Source organism: Cellulomonas denverensis (genome assembly GCF_012396125.1).
Taxonomy (GTDB): Bacteria; Actinomycetota; Actinomycetes; order Actinomycetales; family Cellulomonadaceae; genus Cellulomonas; species Cellulomonas denverensis.
The window spans coordinates 23586-39345 of sequence record NZ_JAAXOX010000011.1; the positions used below are offsets into that span (position 1 = coordinate 23586).

Consider the following 15760-nt stretch of genomic DNA (forward strand, 5'->3'; position numbering starts at 1 on the left):
CAACGACGTGGAAGGAGCAGGTGTGCGACCCCGCCGGCGACGGAGCCGGTGGCCCCTGTCATGACGAGGTCGGGTGCCGTTGCCGCTGCACGACCCGGACCCGACCCCGGCGACCAGACCCCCTGAGGAGCTGCATCACCCATGAAGGATATCCAGCCGCGAGCTCATCGCGGCCGACGGCCGATCGCCGCCATCCTGGCGACGGTCCTGGCGGGAACGGCGTTCGCGCTGATCGGAGCACCCGCCCAGGCCCACGACGGCGTCGACCACGAGGCCGAACCGGGTGCCGAGGCGGCACTCGATTGGAGCAACTACGAGAAGGTCACCCTGACCAAGGACGTCGGGGAGCCGATCGACCTGGCGGTGCTGCCCGACGGGCGGGTGCTGCACACCGCCCGCAACGGCGACGTCCGGCTGACCGACCCGGCCACCGGCGTCACCAGCATCGCGAACTCGATCCCGGTGTACGCGAACTCCGAGGACGGCCTGCAGTCCATCGGCATCGACCCGGACTTCGAGGAGAACGGCTGGGTGTACTTGGTGTACGCCCCGCCCGGGAACACCCCGGCCGGGAACGCCCCGAACACCCTGCCGGCCGGCGCGGACGAGTCCTACTGGGACCAGTGGGTCGGCGTGAACCGGCTGTCCCGCTTCCAGTGGACCGGTGATGCGCTGGACCTGGCCAGTGAGCAGAAGATCCTGGACGTCGAGGTGCAGCGCGGTCAGTGCTGCCACGTCGGCGCCGACTTCGACTGGGACGCCGACGGCAACCTCTACCTGGGCACCGGGGACAACACCCCGGCGAGCACCCCGGGCGCCAACGGCTTCGCCCCCAACAACGACGCGCCGGGGATGAACCCGGGCTTCGACTCCCGCCGGGGTGCGGGCAACACCAACGACCTGCGCGGCAAGATCCTGCGGATCCACGTCGAGGAGGACGGCAGCTACACCATCCCGGAGGGCAACCTCTTCCCGGAGGGCACCGAGGGCACCCGCCCGGAGATCTTCGTGATGGGCGTGCGCAACCCGTTCAAGCTCGACGTCGACCCGGAGACGAACTCGCTGTCCTGGGGCGACTACGGCCCGGATGCCACCAAGGCGGTCGCCGACTCCGCGGGCCGGGGCCCGATGGGCCTGGTGGAGTGGAACGTCACCAGCCTGGACGACCCGCACAACGCGGGCTGGCCGTATGTCACCGGTGACAACTTCGCCTACAACGACTGGGACTTCGCCACCGCGACCCCGGGGGCGTTCTTCGACCCGGAGAACCTGGTCAACGACTCGCGCTGGAACACCGGCCTGACCGAGCTGCCCCCGGCCAAGCCGGCCACGCTCTACTACGGCGACAGCCCCGGCGACCAGCCGTGGGACGAGCTGGTGAACTTCGGCACCGGGAACGGCCAGGGCCCGATGGGTGGTCCGGTCTACCACTACGACCCCGAATCGGGGGACAGTGCGTGGCCGGAGTACTGGGACTCCAAGGCGTTCTTCGGCGAGTTCTCCCAGGACTACATCGCCGCCTTCACCGTCGACTGGGACACCTTCGAGGTCACCCACATCGAGGACGTCACGCCGAATGCGGTGATCGGTTCGGAGGACTTCCCGCCGATCGACAACCCGATGGACATCGAGTTCGGGCCGGACGGGTCGATGTACGTCCTGGACTACGGCGACGGCTTCTTCCGGGCCAACCCGGACGCCGGGCTGTACCGGATCTCCTACGCGGAGGGGAACAAGTCGCCGCGGGCGGAGTTCACCGCCACCCCGGCCTCGTCCTCCGCCGCACCGCTGGAGGTCGCGTTCGACGCCGCGGACTCCGCCGACCCGGAGGGGGCCGCACTGACCTACCAGTGGGACTTCGACGGGAACGGGACCTGGGACGCCGAGGGCGTCACCGCGTCGTACACCTACACCGAGCTGGGCCTGTACACCGCCCGGCTGCGGGTGACCGACCCGCAGGGCAAGTTCACCCTGACCAGCCACCCGATCTCGGTCGGCAACCAGGCGCCCGAGGTCACGCTGCAGTACCCGGCCGACGGCGGGTTCTTCGACTGGGGCCAGGCGGTGCCGTTCAAGGTGACCACCGCCGACGCCGAGGACGGCACCGAGACGGTGTGCAGCCGGGTGTCCTGGACCTACGGTCTGGGCCACGACGAGCACGCCCACCCGGAGAGCTCCGGCACCGGCTGCCAGGGTGCCTTCGCCACCGACCCGAACTCCCCGGAGCACGGGCCCGGCGCGCTGCTGTACGGCGCCGTGGTGGTCAACTACACCGACGCCGGTGCCAACGGTGTCCCGGCCGCCCGCGGTGAGGTCACCGCCCGGCTGAACCCGAAGACCCAGCAGGCCGAGCACGCCGCACGCCAGGGCGTCACGGTCTACGCCGACGAGTCTGCCTCCGGCGGGAACGCTGTGCGCGGCCTGGGCACCGGGGACACGCTGACCTTCCGCCCGGTCAACTTCACCGGCATCACCGGTGCGGTGGTCCGGGCCAACGGCGGCGGGCAGATCCAGCTGCGCTGGGGTGGGGCCGACGCCCAGCCCTTCGCCACCGCCACCATCCCGGCCGGTGCCGGATGGAAGGACGTGGAGATCGCGTTCACCGCACCGGAGGGCACCGGCGATCTGGTGATCACCAGCGGCGACGATCTGGCGCTGGACTCGATCACCATGGTCGGCGCGGGCGTCGCGGACGTCACCGCCCCCACCGTGGCGCACACCCTCACCCCGGCCGAGCCGACCGGTGTGGGCGGCGTGTTCACCGAGCCGGTCCGGTTCACCGTGCAGCCCACCGACGACGGTGCGCTCCGCTCGGTGCAGTACAGCCGGGACGGCGGTGCCACCTGGATCACCCTGGCCGCGAACCAGCAGTACGGGGTGACCTTCGGTGAGAACGGGGTGTACGACCTGCGGTACCGGGCCACCGACACCGCCGGCAACGTCTCCGAGATCGGCCAGGTCGCCTTCACCGTGGACCTGGACGCGCCGCAGGAGCCGACCGTCGACACCAGTCTGACGGCGACCGTCGCCGCGGGCCGGGTCGGCTACGGCGACCCGGGCGTGGTCACGGTCGCGGTCGCCGCAGACGAGGGCACCGCCGATGGCGAGGTGGCGGTTCTGCTCGGCGACACCGAGGTGGGCCGTGCCCCGCTGACCGAGGCGGGCACCGCCGACGTGCCGCTCGCCGCGGATCTGGCGGTGGGCAGCCACACCCTGCGGGTGGTCTACGCCGGCGGCGAGGTGTTCAAGCCGTCCGAGGCGACCGTCCGCCTGACCGTCGCCCGCACCACCTCCACCGTCACCGCCACGGCGCCGCAGGTGAAGCCTGCCGTCGCCGCGAAGGTCTCGGTGCAGGTGCAGTCGGCGACCGGGATCGTCCCGGCCGGCGACGTCACGGTCACCGTCAAGCGCAACAACGCCACGGTGGCGACGGTCACCGGGACCCTCGACGCCACCGGCGCGAGCGTCGTCACCCTCGGCAAGCTCGCCGCGGGCACGTACCAGGTCCAGGTCGCCTACGGCGGCTCGGCCGGTATCGCACCGAGCAGCACCAGCACCACCCTCACCGTCCGCAGCTAGTGGTCGCGCGGGGCCGGGCATCCGTCCGGCCCCGCGGGACCCCGCGAGTCTCGAAGGAGAGACATGCACCAGCACGAGACAATCCCGGCCCGGCCCATGAGCCGTCGCTCGGTGATGAAGGCCCTGGCCGCCTCCACGGTGGCCGTCGGTGTGGGCACCGCGCTCGGCGTCCAGACGGCCGGAGCGCTCACACCCACCGCCGCGGCGCCCGGCCGTGGCGGGCAGAAGCTGGTCCCGGCCAACCGGATCGGCATCCAGCTCTACACCCTGCGCGACAAGGTGTCCTCGGTCGGCTTCCGCGTCGTGTTCGAGGAGCTCGCCGCGATGGGCTACTCGGAGATCGAGTTCGCCGGGTACACCCAGGGGAACGTCGGGGCGATCACCCCGCAGGAGATCCGCACCCTGCTGGACGACAACGGGCTGCGCGCCGTCGGCACCCACGTCAGCACCAGCCTGTTCCGCACCGACCTGGCCAACCAGATCGAGATCGCGCACATCCTCGGCCTGCCGCACCTGGGCACCGGGAACGCCCCGACCAACACCGCCACCAAGGAGGGCTACCTGGCCGCCGCCGAGGAGTGGAACGGCTGGGGCGAACAGGTCAAGGCCGCCGGGATGAAGATCTACCAGCACAACCACGACGGGGAGTTCCGCTTCGACCCGGTCGACCCGTCGGTCCGGCTCTACGACGTGTTCTACGACAACACGGACCCCGACCTGGTCTACCTGGAGATGGACATCTACTGGGCCTACGTCGGGCAGCACAAGTACCCCGGCTTCGAGCCGATCGACTACATCCTGCGCAACCCGCGGCGCTACCCGCTGCTGCACCTGAAGGACGGCAAGGCCAACGAGGCCAGCGCCAACGGCTACGACATCATCGAGTTCGGCGCCGGTGACCTGCCCTACCAGTCCTTCCTGTCCCAGTTGCGCACCCGGGGCCAGCACTTCGGCCTCTACGAGCAGGACAACGCGGCCACCACCGCCGTCCCGCCGCACCCGCTCGACTCCTTCGGCAACGCCGACCGGAGCTACGACGCCATCGCCGGTCTGCGCGGCTGAGGCGGGGAGAGGAAACCATGAAGCGCATGTGGAAGATCCCGGCCGTGCTGGTCGGGACGTTCGCCCTCACCGCGGTGGCGGTCCCGGTGGCCCAGGCGGCCGGCACCGACTGCAGCACCGACCTGGGCGACCAGACGATCACCGGCGACCTGGTGGTCCCGGCGGGCGCGGACTGCGTGCTCGGCGGCGCGACCGTCGAGGGCTCGGTGATCGTCGAGGCGGACGGCTGGCTGGACGCCACCTCGGCCACCATCACCGGCGACGTGGTCGCCACCGACCCGTACGGCGTGCTGATCGACGGCACCAGCGTCGGCGGCGACATCAGCGTGTACGCCGCGGACACCCGGGTCGGGTTCCTGTACCTGAACGACCTGGCCGTGGGCGGTTCGGTCGCCACCGGCGGGGTCGACGTGGAGATCACCGACTCCCGGATCACCGGCGGCGTGCTGGCCCAGGCGCCGACCTACCTCGACCTGGTGCGCACCGGGGTGGACGGCGACGTGACCGTCGAGGACGCCGACTTCGGGGCGCTGGTCTCCGGTGCGGTGGTCGGCGGCACGGTGTCGGTCACCGGGTCGTCCCGGGACGTGCTGATTGGTGCGAACGCCGACGGCACCGCCGGGGCCTGGGGCAACACGATCGGCAAGGACCTGGTGCTGAGCGGCAACACCGCGAACCTGCGGGTCGCCCAGACCACCGTCCTGGGGGCCATCCGGCTGGACGGCAACGACCCGGCGGCCGCCTTCGGTCCCGGGGTGAGCGCCGGGTCGGTGGAGGGCGACTTCACCGGCGAGCAGCCGGGCGAGGCCGTCGCCGGCGACCAGGCGATCGCGGTCACCGTGCCGGACCAGCGGGCCGGCGAGCTGATCTGGTCCCTGGAGGGTGGCAACGGCCTGGTGAACCTGGGCGTCGCCGAGGAGCTCCAGGACCGCTACCAGGCCACCGGGGAGATCGTGCCGGTGCGGGTGCAGGACACCCGGGCCGGTGACCCGGTCTGGTCGGTCACCGCGCAGGTGTCCGACTTCGCCGCGGGCGGCGAGTCGCTGTCCTCGGAGTACCTGGGCTGGACGCCCGAGGTGTTGGAGAACGAGGGCGATGCGGTGGCGGGTCCGCCGGTGGCCAGCGGGTTCGAGGACGGCGGCGAGGGCCTGTCGGTGGCCCGGACCCTGGCCTCGGCCGAGGAGGGTCACGCCCGTGGCTCCGCGCTGGTCGGCGCCGACCTCGACCTGCAGCTCCCGCTCGACTCCCCGTCGGGCACCTACACCGCGACGCTCACGCTGACCGCGCTGAGCTGACCGGCACGCCGCCGTCCCGCCCGGGCACCGGTCCGGGTGGGACGGCGGCACCCCCAGCCCCGCCCACTCCCTCATCCAGGCGGTCCCCATGTTCACCAGCCCTACCCGAACGAACGGCCACGACGACCTCGCCGCCCGCCCGTCGAGCACCGCCCTGCGCGTCGTGCTCCGGGTGGTCATCCTCACCCTGACCCTCGCGCTGGCCGGGCTGTTCGCCTTCGCCCCCCGCTCCGGCGCGGCGACGCCCACCGACACCCCGGCGGACCCGGCCTCCCAGGTCTCCTGGGGCGTGCGCCCGGCGAACACCGTGCACGGCACCGACCGGCCCAACTTCGCCTACCGCCTGCCGCCCGGCGGCACCCTCACCGACGCGATCGTCGTCACCAACCGGGGCGCCGAGCCGCTGACCCTGGACGTGTACGCCGCCGACGGCTTCCTCACCTCGGACGGCACGCTGGACCTGCTGCCCGCCGGTGAGGAGTCCGAGGCACTGGGCGCCTGGACCGCGGTCGCCGGGAGCCCGGTGACGGTGCCGGCCGGGGAGTCGGTGGAGGTGCCCTTCACCCTGACCGTCCCGGCGGACATCCAGCCCGGGGACTACGCCGGGGGTGTGGTGTCCACGCTCCGGGTGGAGAACGCCGAGGGTGTCACCGTCGACCGGCGGCTCGGCTCCCGGGTGCACCTGCGGGTCACCGGCGCCCTGACGCCCGCGCTCACCGTCGACGACGTGCAGATCAGCTACCTGGGCGCCGGTGCGAACCCGCTCGCCCCCGGCACCGCCACGGTCAGCTTCACGGTCACGAACACCGGCAACGCCCGGATCGCACCGGGGGAGTCGGTCACGGTCGGCGGCCCGTTCGGCTGGGGCAGCACCCCGGCCGCCCAGGTGGACCTGCCCGAGCTGATCCCCGGTGCCACCGTGCAGCGCACCGCCACCCTGGAGGACGTCTGGCCGCTGCTGCTGGCCAGCGCGGAGGTCAGCGTGGGCGGCACCGTGGTCCCGATGTCCACCGGCGCCGACGCCTCCGCCGAGGACGTCGCCGTGCCCACCGCCACCGCCTCGGCCAGGGCCTGGGCGATCCCGTGGACCTGGATCGCGGCCCTGCTGCTGCTGGTCGCCCTGATCGTCTGGCGCACCGGGGCCGGCCGGCGCCGGAAGGCTGCACAGCAGCGCGCGGTGGACGCCGCCGTCGCGGCGGCACTGGGCGGGTCCGGGCCGCCCGGTGGCGTGCTGCCGCCCCGCACCGCCTGACCCCGATGCCGGACCTCGCCGGCTCCCGTCCCGTCCCGGGGCTCCGCCGCACCCACCGCGCGCCCCGTGCCCGCTTCGAAGGAGAAGACATGCGACCGATCACCCTGTTCACCGGCCAGTGGGCCGACCTGCCGTTCGAGAAGGTGGCCGAGCTGGCCGCCGGCTGGGGCTACGACGGCCTGGAGATCGCCTGCTGGGGCGACCACCTGGACCCGTGGCGCTGGGACGACGACGACTACCTCGACTCCCGGCGGGAGATCCTGGACCGGTACGGCCTGAAGGTCTGGGCGATCTCCAACCACCTGAAGGGCCAGGCAGTCTGCGACGACCCGATCGACCAGCGCCACCAGGACATGCTCTCGCCGCGGGTCTGGGGTGACGGCGACCCGGAGGGGGTGCGCCGCCGGGCCGCCGAGGAGATGCAGCACACCGCCCGGCTGGCCGCCAAGCTCGGCGTCGACACCGTGGTCGGCTTCACCGGCTCCGCGATCTGGAAGTACGTGGCGATGTTCCCGCCGGTGCGCGCCGAGACGATCGAGGCCGGCTACCAGGACTTCGCGGACCGGTGGAACCCGATCCTGGACGTCTTCGACGAGGTGGGTGTCCGCTTCGCGCACGAGGTGCACCCCAGCGAGATCGCCTACGACTACTGGACCACCGTGCGCACCCTGGAGGCGATCGGCCACCGCCCGGCCTTCGGCCTGAACTGGGACCCCAGCCACATGGTGTGGCAGGACCTGGACCCGATCGGCTTCCTGTGGGACTTCCAGGACCGGATCTACCACGTGGACTGCAAGGACACCCGCAAGCGGATGCGCAACGGCCGCAATGGGCGGCTCGGCTCGCACCTGCCCTGGGCGGACCCGCGCCGGGGCTGGGACTTCATCTCCACCGGCCACGGCGATGTCCCCTGGGAGGACGCCTTCCGGACGCTGAACACGATCGGCTACGCCGGCCCGATCTCGGTGGAGTGGGAGGACGCCGGGATGGACCGGCTGCTCGGTGCCCCGCAGGCGCTGGAGTTCGTCCGGTCACTGGCCTTCGACGCCCCCGACGCGGCCTTCGACTCGGCGTTCTCCACCCGGGAGGAGGCGTGAGCACCGGCCTGTGGCTGATCGGCGCCCGCGGCTCGGTCGCCACCACCGCCGTGCTCGGCCTGGCCGCCCTGGCCCGGGGAAACGCCGGGCCGGAGGGCTGCGTCACCGCCGGCTGGCCCGGGCTGACCGACTGGGACCGGATCGTGGTCGGCGGGCACGACGTCAGCCACGTGTCGCTGGTCAAGCGCGCCGAGACCCTGGTGGACGCCGGGATGATCCCGGCCGCCCTGCTGACCGCCGCCCGGGACGACCTGGAGCTGGCCGACGCCGAGGTCCGGCCCGGCTACGCCACCCTGCCGCCCGGCCGGTCGCAGCAGCAGGAGGCCGAACGCCTGGCCGCCGACCTCGCCGCCTTCCGCGACCGGCACGGCCTGGCCCGGGTGGTGGTGATCGACCTGTCCTCCACCGAGCCGCCGCACGACACCACCGGCTTCACCGTCGAGGCACTGACCGAACCGGACCGGGTGGTGCTGCCGCCGTCCTCGGTCGCCGCCTGGGCGGCCCTGCTGGCGGGCAGCCCGTACGCCTGCTTCACCCCGTCCACCGGCATGGTCCCGCTGCTCGACCTGGCCCGGGAGTCCGGGGTACCGGTCGCCGGGCAGGACGGCAAGACCGGGCAGACCTGGCTGCGCACCGTGCTGGCCCCGGCCTTCACCGACCGGGGGTTGCGGGTGCTGTCCTGGGCCGGTGCGAACCTGCTCGGCGGCGGCGACGGTGCCACCCTGGCCGACCCGGAGGCGGTCCGGTCCAAGCTGGCCTCCAAGACCCGCGGCCTGCGCGACCTCACCGGCACCGACGTCACCCCGCTGCACATCGACAACGTGCCCGACCTCGGCGACGTCAAGGTCGCCTGGGACCACGTGCACGTGCAGGGCTTCCTCGGCTCCCGGATCACCCTGCAGACCACCTGGAGCGCCTACGACTCGATGCTGGCCGCCCCGATGGTGCTCGACCTGGCCCGGCTGCTCGACCTGGCCGACCGGGCCGGACTGGCCGGGGTGGTGCCGGAGCTGGGCTTCTTCTTCAAGGACCCCTGGGCCAGCGACCAGCACCGGGCGGCCGATCAGGCGGCGGCGCTGCGGGACTGGGCGGAGCGGACGGCGGCCGCCCTGTGACCGGACCGCTGCTGTACGGCGACCCGGCCCGCTACCGCCCGGCGCCCACTCTGGCCGACCACCTGGAGCTGGTCCGGGCCCCCGCCGTGCTGACCGTCCTGGGCGACACCCTCGCCGGTTCCGCCGCCGCCGGGCACCCGTGGACCGTGCGCCGGGCCGCCCTGCCGCTGGCCTCGGCCTGCCTGTACTCCGGCGGGATGGCCCTCAACGACTGGGCCGACCGGGAGCTGGACGCCACCGAGCGCCCGGAACGCCCGATCCCCTCCGGCCGGGTCACCCCGCGGCGCGCGCTGACCGTGGCCACCGGGTTGGGTGCGGCCGGGATCGCGCTGGCCGCGGTCGGCGGTGGCGTCCGGTCGCTGGCGATGGCGGTGCCGCTGGCCACCGGGGTGTGGCTGTACGACGCCGTGCTCAAGGACGGTCCCGCCGGTCCCGCCACGATGGCCACCTGCCGAGGGCTGGACGTGCTGATGGGCGCCGGTGCCGGCCGGTTGCGCGCCGCCGCCCCCGCCGCCTTCACCGTCGCCGCGCACACCGCCGGGGTCACCTGGCTGTCCCGCGGCGAGGTGCACGGCAGCACGGTCCGGGACGCCCGCGCGGTGGCGGCGGTCAGCGCGGGTGTCACGGTGGCGACCGCCCTGGCCGCGCTCGGCAGCGTGCGCGCCGCTGGGCGTACGGCCGGCACGGGGCGCACGGCCGTCGCCGGGTCCGTCGCATCGGCACTCGGCTCCCGGCCCGCCGTGGCCGGTCGTCGCCCCGTTCGCACCGCCGCCCGGGCCGGGGCGCTGGCCGCCACGGTCGCCTACGCCGCCGCGGTGCTCCCGCCGCAGCTCGCCGCCGCTCGGCGACCGACCGCCGACCTGGCCCGGGCCGCGACCGGTGCCGGCATCCGCGCGATGATCCCGCTCCAGGCCGCCTGGGCCGCCCGGTCCGGTTCCCCGGCCGCCGCCGCGGTGATCGGCGTGGCCGGTGCCGCGGGTGTCCTGCTTCGCCGCGGCACCCGGGCGGTGAGCGAGACATGACCGCCTGGACCCTCGGCTACGGCACCAACGGCCTCGGCGACCACCCGCTGCCCCAGGCGCTGGACCTGATCGCCGACAAGGGCTATGGCGCGGTCGCGCTCACCCTCGGCTTCCCGCACCTGGACCCGTGGGCGCCACCCGGCGACCTGGACCGGCTGCGCCGTCGGCTGGACGCGCTCGGCCTGCGGGTGGTGGTGGAAACCGGCACCCGGTTCCTGCTCGACCCGCGCCGCAAGCACGCGCCGGCCCTGGTGGACGAGGACGCGGACGCCCGGATCGACTACCTGCGCCAGGCGATCCGGGTCGCGGGGCAGCTCGGTGCCACCACGGTGCAGTTCTTCTCCGGCGTGCTCGGCCCTGGCGACGACCCCGCGGCCGCCCACGACCGGCTGCGGCACCGGGTCGATGGGCTGGCGCGCGCTGCGGCCGAACAGGGCATCCGGCTCGCCCTGGAACCCGAACCCGGCATGGTGGTGCAGACCGTCGGCGACGCCCTGGCCCTGCGCGGCGCCCTCGGCGATCCACCCGCGCTCGGCCTGACCGTCGACATCGGCCACTGCCTGGTGGTCGAGCCCGGGGGAGTAGCGGGCGCCCTGGCCGCCGCCGCCCCGGCGCTCGCCCACGTCCAGATCGACGACATGCCCCGCACCCACCACGAGCACCGCCCGTTCGGCGAGGGCGACCTGGACCTGGCCGCGGCGCTCGCGACCTTGGACCGCACCGGCTACACCGACGTCGTCTCGGTCGAACTGCCCCGGCACTCCTGGGACGCCCCCCGCCTGCTGCAGCACAGCCGCGACGCCATCCGCGCCGCCACCGCGCCCACCCTTGCAGTGCCACCCGACGCCACCGCGTCGGCCGGTCCGATCGCGCCCGCGCCCGCGCCGCCCTGATCCGGGACGCCCAACCGCCCACTCCCTCCGACACCCCAGGAGCAGCCATGACGCCGACGACGCCGTCCCCGGCCCGCACCGACCACGACCCCGACGCCCCCGGCGGCCCGGCGGCCGGAACCGCCGCCGCGATGCCCGGCCCACGCCCCACCCAGGCCACCGCCCGGGCCGGAACCGCCGCCGCGATGCCCGGCCCACGCCCCACCCAGGCCACCGCCCGAGTCATCCCCGCGGCAGACCCGCCCCAGCCCCCGACCGCCGCCGCGCCGCCCGTGGTGACCGCCGCCCTCGCCCCGCCGGCCGGCTGGGCCGCCGAGGCCGTGGCCGCGGTGCGCCGGGACCCGAGCACCCTGGCCACCCACCTCGCCTGGGCCGCCCGGCGCACCTCGCGGGAGGCCCTGCGCCCCGCGACCGACCCCGGTGGGACGGTGCACGGCACGGTGGCCGACGCCGCCCGGGCCGCCCTGGTGGTCGCCGCCTTCGACTCCGGCCTGGACCCCGCCGCGTTGGCCGGCGAGCTGCGCGACCGGTACCGCGAGGGCGACTCCGGCGAGCGCCGTGGGGTGCTGCGCGGGCTGGACGCCCTGACCGTGCGCGGCCCGCTGCCGCCGGAGCTGGTCGCCGCCGGCCGGGAGCTGGCCGCCGACGCGCTGCGCACCAACGACCCGTCGCTGGTCGCCGCCGCCACCGGGCCGTTCGCCGCCGCCCACCTGGATCAGCACACCTGGCGGCACGCGGTGGTGAAGCTGGTGTTCCAGCAGGTCAGCCTGGACGCGGTGGCGGGCCTGACCGAACGCGCCGATGCCGAGCTGGCCCGGATGGCCGGCGATCTGGCCGCCGAGCGCCGCGCCGCCGGGCGCACCGTCCCCGATGACCTCGCCCGGATCGCCGGGCCCCGGAACCAGGAGTCCTGATGCGCATCCTCGACCCGCACCTGCACATGACCAGCCGCACCACCGACGACTACGAGGCGCTGTACGCCGCCGGGGTCCGGGCGGTGGTGGAACCGGCGTTCTGGCTGGGCCAGCCGCGGACCTCGGTGGGCTCGTTCGTGGACTACTTCGACGCACTGATCGGCTGGGAGCGGTTCCGGGCCGCTCAGTTCGGGATCCGGCACCACGCCACCATCGGGCTGAACCCCAAGGAGGCGAACGACCCGCGCTGCCGGGAGGTGCTGGAGGTGATCCCGCGCTACCTGACCAAGGAGGGCGTGGTCGCGGTGGGGGAGCTGGGCTACGACGCGATGACGCCGGAGGAGGACGAGGTCTTCGCCGCGCAGCTCGCGATGGCGCTGGACGCGGACCTGCCCGCGCTGGTGCACACCCCGCACCGGGACAAGCTGGCCGGCACCCGCCGCACCCTGGACGTGGTCCGGGAGGCCGGGCTGACCCCGGACCGGGTGCTGGTGGACCACCTGAACGAGACCACGGTCGGCCTGGTCCGGGAAGCCGGGGCGTGGGCGGGCTTCTCGATCTACCCGGACACCAAGATGGACGAGGTCCGGATGGTGGCGATCCTGCGCGAGTACGGGCTGGACCGGATGATCGTGAACTCGGCCGCCGACTGGGGGCGGTCGGATCCGCTGAAGACCTGGCGCACCGGGATGACGATGCTGGAGGCGGGCTTCACCGAGGACGACGTGGACCGGGTGTTGTGGCGCAACCCGGTGGAGTTCTTCGGGGCGAACCTGATCCTGGAGCCGGTGCCGGGGTTCGTCGCCGGGCAGGTACCGGCGCCGGCCGAGTTCGAGGGCTCCTCCGTGCTGCGCGGCGTGCGGGCATGAGGGGGCGCGGGATGTTGCTGTCCTACTGCACCAACGTGCACCCGGCCGAGGACCTGGACGGGGTGATCGCCCAGCTGGCGGCCTATGCCGGGCCGGTCCGCCGGGCTGCGGGGCTGGACACCCTGGGCGTCGGGCTGTGGCTGCCGGCCGAGCTGGCGCACCGGCTGGACGGGTCGGCCGCCGACCGGGACCGGTTGCGCGATGCGCTGGCCGAGCACCGGCTGACCGTGCACACCCTGAACGCCTTCCCGTACGGCGGCTTCCACGCCGACGTGGTGAAGCTGGCGGTCTACCAGCCGACCTGGGCGGATCCGGTGCGGGCGGAGTACACCCTGGCCTGTGCCCGGGTGCTGGCCGACCTGCTGCCCGAGGGGGCCGCCGGGTCGATCTCCACCCTGCCGCTGGGCTGGCGCGAGGGCTGGACGGCGCAGGACGACCAGGCCGCCACCGCCGCGCTGGCCCGGGTGTCCGCCGAGCTGCGCGCGCTGCCGCGGACCGTGCGGCTGGCGATCGAGCCGGAGCCGGGCTGCATCCTGGACACGGTGGACGACGTGGTCGACTGGCTCGCGGCCCGCACCGACCGGATCGACCCCGAGCTGGTCGGGATCTGCCTGGACACCTGCCACCTGGCGACCTCCTTCGCCGATCCGGTGCAGGCGGTGCGCCGGATCCGGGACGCCGGGCTGCGGGTGGTGAAGGTCCAGGCGTCGGCGGCATTGCAGGTGGACGACCCGTCGGACCCGGCGGCCCGGGCAGCGGTGGCCCGGTTCGCCGAGCCGCGCTACCTGCACCAGACCCGGGAGCAGGGGGCGGACGGCGTGCTCCGGGTGGACGACCTGCCGCAGGCGCTGGACACCCTGCCCGCCGCCGGACCGTGGCGGGTGCATGTGCACGTGCCGTTGCACGCCCGGCCCGCCGCGCCCCTGTCCGCCACCACCGATGTGTTGCGCACCGCGGTCGGCGCGGTGGCCCGGACCCCGCACGGCGACGAGGCGCATCTGGACGTGGAGACCTACACCTGGTCGGTGCTGCCCCCGGAGCTGGCGGCGCGTGCGGAGTCCGACCTGGTGGCCGGGATCGCGGCCGAGCTGCGCTGGGCGACCGAGCACCTGCTGCCCGCCGACCTGTGGGCCGCCGACCGGCCGGTCCGCCCGGTGCCGGTGCCCGAACCCGGTGCCTCGAAGGTCAGGAGGTCGGCATGAGACCGGTGCTGCTGCTCGACGTGGTCGGGCTGACCCCGCGCGCGCTGGCGCACATGCCCCGGCTGAGCCGGCTGGCCTCCGGCGGCTGGCAGTCCCGGCTGGACACCGTGCTGCCGGCGGTCACCTGCTCGGTGCAGTCGACGATGCTGACCGGCCTGGCCCCGGCGCAGCACGGCGCGGTCGGCAACGGCTGGTACTTCCGGGAGCTGGGGGAGGTGCACCTGTGGCGGCAGCACAACCGGTTGGTCACCGGGGAGAAACTGTGGGAGACCGCCCGCCGCGCCGACCCGGGCTACACCGCGGCCAACGTGTGCTGGTGGTACGCGATGGGGATGTCCACCGACGTCACGGTCACCCCGCGGCCGGTCTACCACGCGGACGGCCGCAAGTCGCCGGACGCCTACGTCCGCCCCCAGGCACTGCACGACGAGCTGACCGGGCGGTTCGGCGACTTCCCGCTGTTCCAGTACTGGGGCCCGACCGCCTCGATCGTCTCCACCCGATGGATCGTGGCCGCGACCCGGCACCTGCTGGCCACCCGGGACGACGCGCTGACCATGGCCTACCTGCCGCACCTGGACTACGACCTGCAGCGCTTCGGTCCGCTGGACCCCCGGGCCGATGCCGCCGCCGCCGAGCTGGACACCGCCCTGGCCCCGCTGCTGGACGACGCCGAGGCCCGCGGGATCACGGTGCTGGTGGTCTCCGAGTACGGCATCGAGCCGGCGACCACCCCGGTGGACGTGAACCGGTTGCTGCGGTCGGCCGGGCTGCTGGAGGTGTACGTCCAGGACGGGCGTGAGCAGCTGGACCCGTGGACCTCGCGGGCGTTCGCGGTGGCCGACCATCAGGTGGCCCACGTCTACGTCCGCGACCCCGGCGACCTGCCCCGGGTGAGCGCCCTGTTGCGCGGACTGCCCGGGGTGGACCTGGTGCTGGACCGGGCGGCGCAGGCCGGGTTCGGCCTGGACCACCCGAATGCCGGCGAGCTGGTGCTGGTTGCCGAGCCCGGTGCCTGGTTCACCTACTACTTCTGGCTGGACGACGACCGGGCACCCGACTACGCCCGCGGCGTGGACATCCACCGCAAGCCCGGCTACGACCCGGCGGAGCTGTTCTTCGATCCGGGCGACCGGCTGGCGAAGGCCCGGGCCGGACTCAACCTGGTGCGCAAGAGGCTCGGCCTGCGCTACGCGATGTCCACGACACCGCTCGATCCGAGCTGTGTCCGCGGCACCCACGGGCGGCTGCCGGCCTCCGACGCGGACGCCCCGGTGATCCTGTGCTCGCAGGCTGACGTGCCCCCGGTGGTGGCCGGCCGGCTGTCCTCCGGCGGGGTGCCGGCGGCGGCGGTGAAGGCTGCCGTGCTGGAGCTGCAGGGGCTCGGGACGCGGGTCGGCTGAGGCCGTTCCGGGGCCGCCGGGCGCCGGAACCCTGCAACAGAAAAGTGCCGATTCGCC

At 74.2% G+C, this 15760-nt stretch carries 12 protein-coding genes; all 12 read left to right on the forward strand.

All coding sequences use genetic code 11. The features are described 5' to 3' along the window. The first annotated feature begins 141 nt into the window (after positions 1–141). The 12 genes from HGA03_RS15190 (at position 142) to HGA03_RS15245 (ending at position 15703) form a co-directional block, all read left to right on the forward strand. Positions 142–3579, forward strand: a complete 3438-nt coding sequence (locus HGA03_RS15190) for a PQQ-dependent sugar dehydrogenase (RefSeq protein WP_168631145.1) — start codon at positions 142–144, stop codon at positions 3577–3579. A gap of 96 nt (positions 3580–3675) precedes the next feature. Continuing rightward, positions 3676–4641, forward strand: a complete 966-nt coding sequence (locus HGA03_RS15195) for a sugar phosphate isomerase/epimerase family protein (protein ID WP_168631146.1) — start codon at positions 3676–3678, stop codon at positions 4639–4641. A 17-nt stretch (positions 4642–4658) separates the two neighbouring features. Next, the gene (locus HGA03_RS15200) at positions 4659–5936 is read left to right on the forward strand and encodes an autotransporter outer membrane beta-barrel domain-containing protein (protein ID WP_168631147.1); all 1278 of its coding nucleotides are present in this window, start codon (positions 4659–4661) and stop codon (positions 5934–5936) included. An 88-nt stretch (positions 5937–6024) separates the two neighbouring features. Next, positions 6025–7188, forward strand: a complete 1164-nt coding sequence (locus tag HGA03_RS15205; protein WP_168631148.1) for a WxL protein peptidoglycan domain-containing protein — start codon at positions 6025–6027, stop codon at positions 7186–7188. A gap of 89 nt (positions 7189–7277) precedes the next feature. Next, positions 7278–8285, forward strand: a complete 1008-nt coding sequence (locus tag HGA03_RS15210) for a sugar phosphate isomerase/epimerase family protein (protein ID WP_168631149.1) — start codon at positions 7278–7280, stop codon at positions 8283–8285. After that, entirely contained in the window at positions 8282–9400 is a 1119-nt protein-coding gene (locus HGA03_RS15215) for an inositol-3-phosphate synthase (RefSeq protein WP_239073780.1), read from the forward strand. The genes HGA03_RS15210 and HGA03_RS15215 overlap by 4 nt, the downstream gene beginning before the upstream one ends. Continuing rightward, complete coding sequence (locus HGA03_RS15220) at positions 9397–10422, forward strand: SCO3242 family prenyltransferase (protein WP_239073781.1); 1026 nt, start codon at positions 9397–9399, stop codon at positions 10420–10422. The genes HGA03_RS15215 and HGA03_RS15220 overlap by 4 nt, the downstream gene beginning before the upstream one ends. Next, positions 10419–11315, forward strand: coding sequence for a sugar phosphate isomerase/epimerase family protein (locus tag HGA03_RS15225; RefSeq protein ID WP_168631150.1), 897 nt, complete (start codon positions 10419–10421; stop codon positions 11313–11315). The genes HGA03_RS15220 and HGA03_RS15225 overlap by 4 nt, the downstream gene beginning before the upstream one ends. A gap of 47 nt (positions 11316–11362) precedes the next feature. After that, entirely contained in the window at positions 11363–12229 is an 867-nt protein-coding gene (locus HGA03_RS19455; protein ID WP_168631151.1) for an EboA domain-containing protein, read from the forward strand. Beyond that, the gene (locus HGA03_RS15235) at positions 12229–13098 is read left to right on the forward strand and encodes a TatD family hydrolase (protein WP_168631152.1); all 870 of its coding nucleotides are present in this window, start codon (positions 12229–12231) and stop codon (positions 13096–13098) included. The genes HGA03_RS19455 and HGA03_RS15235 overlap by 1 nt, the downstream gene beginning before the upstream one ends. After that, entirely contained in the window at positions 13095–14300 is a 1206-nt protein-coding gene (gene eboE / locus HGA03_RS15240) for a metabolite traffic protein EboE (RefSeq protein ID WP_239073803.1), read from the forward strand. Before HGA03_RS15235 ends, eboE begins: the two co-directional genes overlap by 4 nt. Beyond that, positions 14297–15703 carry an alkaline phosphatase family protein gene (locus tag HGA03_RS15245; protein ID WP_168631153.1) on the forward strand — a complete coding sequence of 469 codons (1407 nt, stop codon included), beginning with the start codon at positions 14297–14299 and terminating at the stop codon, positions 15701–15703. Before eboE ends, HGA03_RS15245 begins: the two co-directional genes overlap by 4 nt. The last annotated feature ends 57 nt before the right edge of the window (positions 15704–15760 follow it).

What these genes read in the sequence shown, in the direction of transcription:
- HGA03_RS15195 (WP_168631146.1), top strand. Translation starts at nt 3,676, where the DNA reads ATGAGCCGTCGCTCGGTGATGAAGGCCCTGGCCGCCTCCACGGTGGCC.
- HGA03_RS15210 (WP_168631149.1), top strand. Translation starts at nt 7,278, where the DNA reads ATGCGACCGATCACCCTGTTCACCGGCCAGTGGGCCGACCTGCCGTTC.
- HGA03_RS15200 (WP_168631147.1), top strand. Translation starts at nt 4,659, where the DNA reads ATGAAGCGCATGTGGAAGATCCCGGCCGTGCTGGTCGGGACGTTCGCC.
- HGA03_RS15225 (WP_168631150.1), top strand. Translation starts at nt 10,419, where the DNA reads ATGACCGCCTGGACCCTCGGCTACGGCACCAACGGCCTCGGCGACCAC.
- HGA03_RS15245 (WP_168631153.1), top strand. Translation starts at nt 14,297, where the DNA reads ATGAGACCGGTGCTGCTGCTCGACGTGGTCGGGCTGACCCCGCGCGCG.
- HGA03_RS15205 (WP_168631148.1), top strand. Translation starts at nt 6,025, where the DNA reads ATGTTCACCAGCCCTACCCGAACGAACGGCCACGACGACCTCGCCGCC.
- eboE (WP_239073803.1), top strand. Translation starts at nt 13,095, where the DNA reads ATGAGGGGGCGCGGGATGTTGCTGTCCTACTGCACCAACGTGCACCCG.
- HGA03_RS19455 (WP_168631151.1), top strand. Translation starts at nt 11,363, where the DNA reads ATGACGCCGACGACGCCGTCCCCGGCCCGCACCGACCACGACCCCGAC.
- HGA03_RS15190 (WP_168631145.1), top strand. Translation starts at nt 142, where the DNA reads ATGAAGGATATCCAGCCGCGAGCTCATCGCGGCCGACGGCCGATCGCC.
- HGA03_RS15235 (WP_168631152.1), top strand. Translation starts at nt 12,229, where the DNA reads ATGCGCATCCTCGACCCGCACCTGCACATGACCAGCCGCACCACCGAC.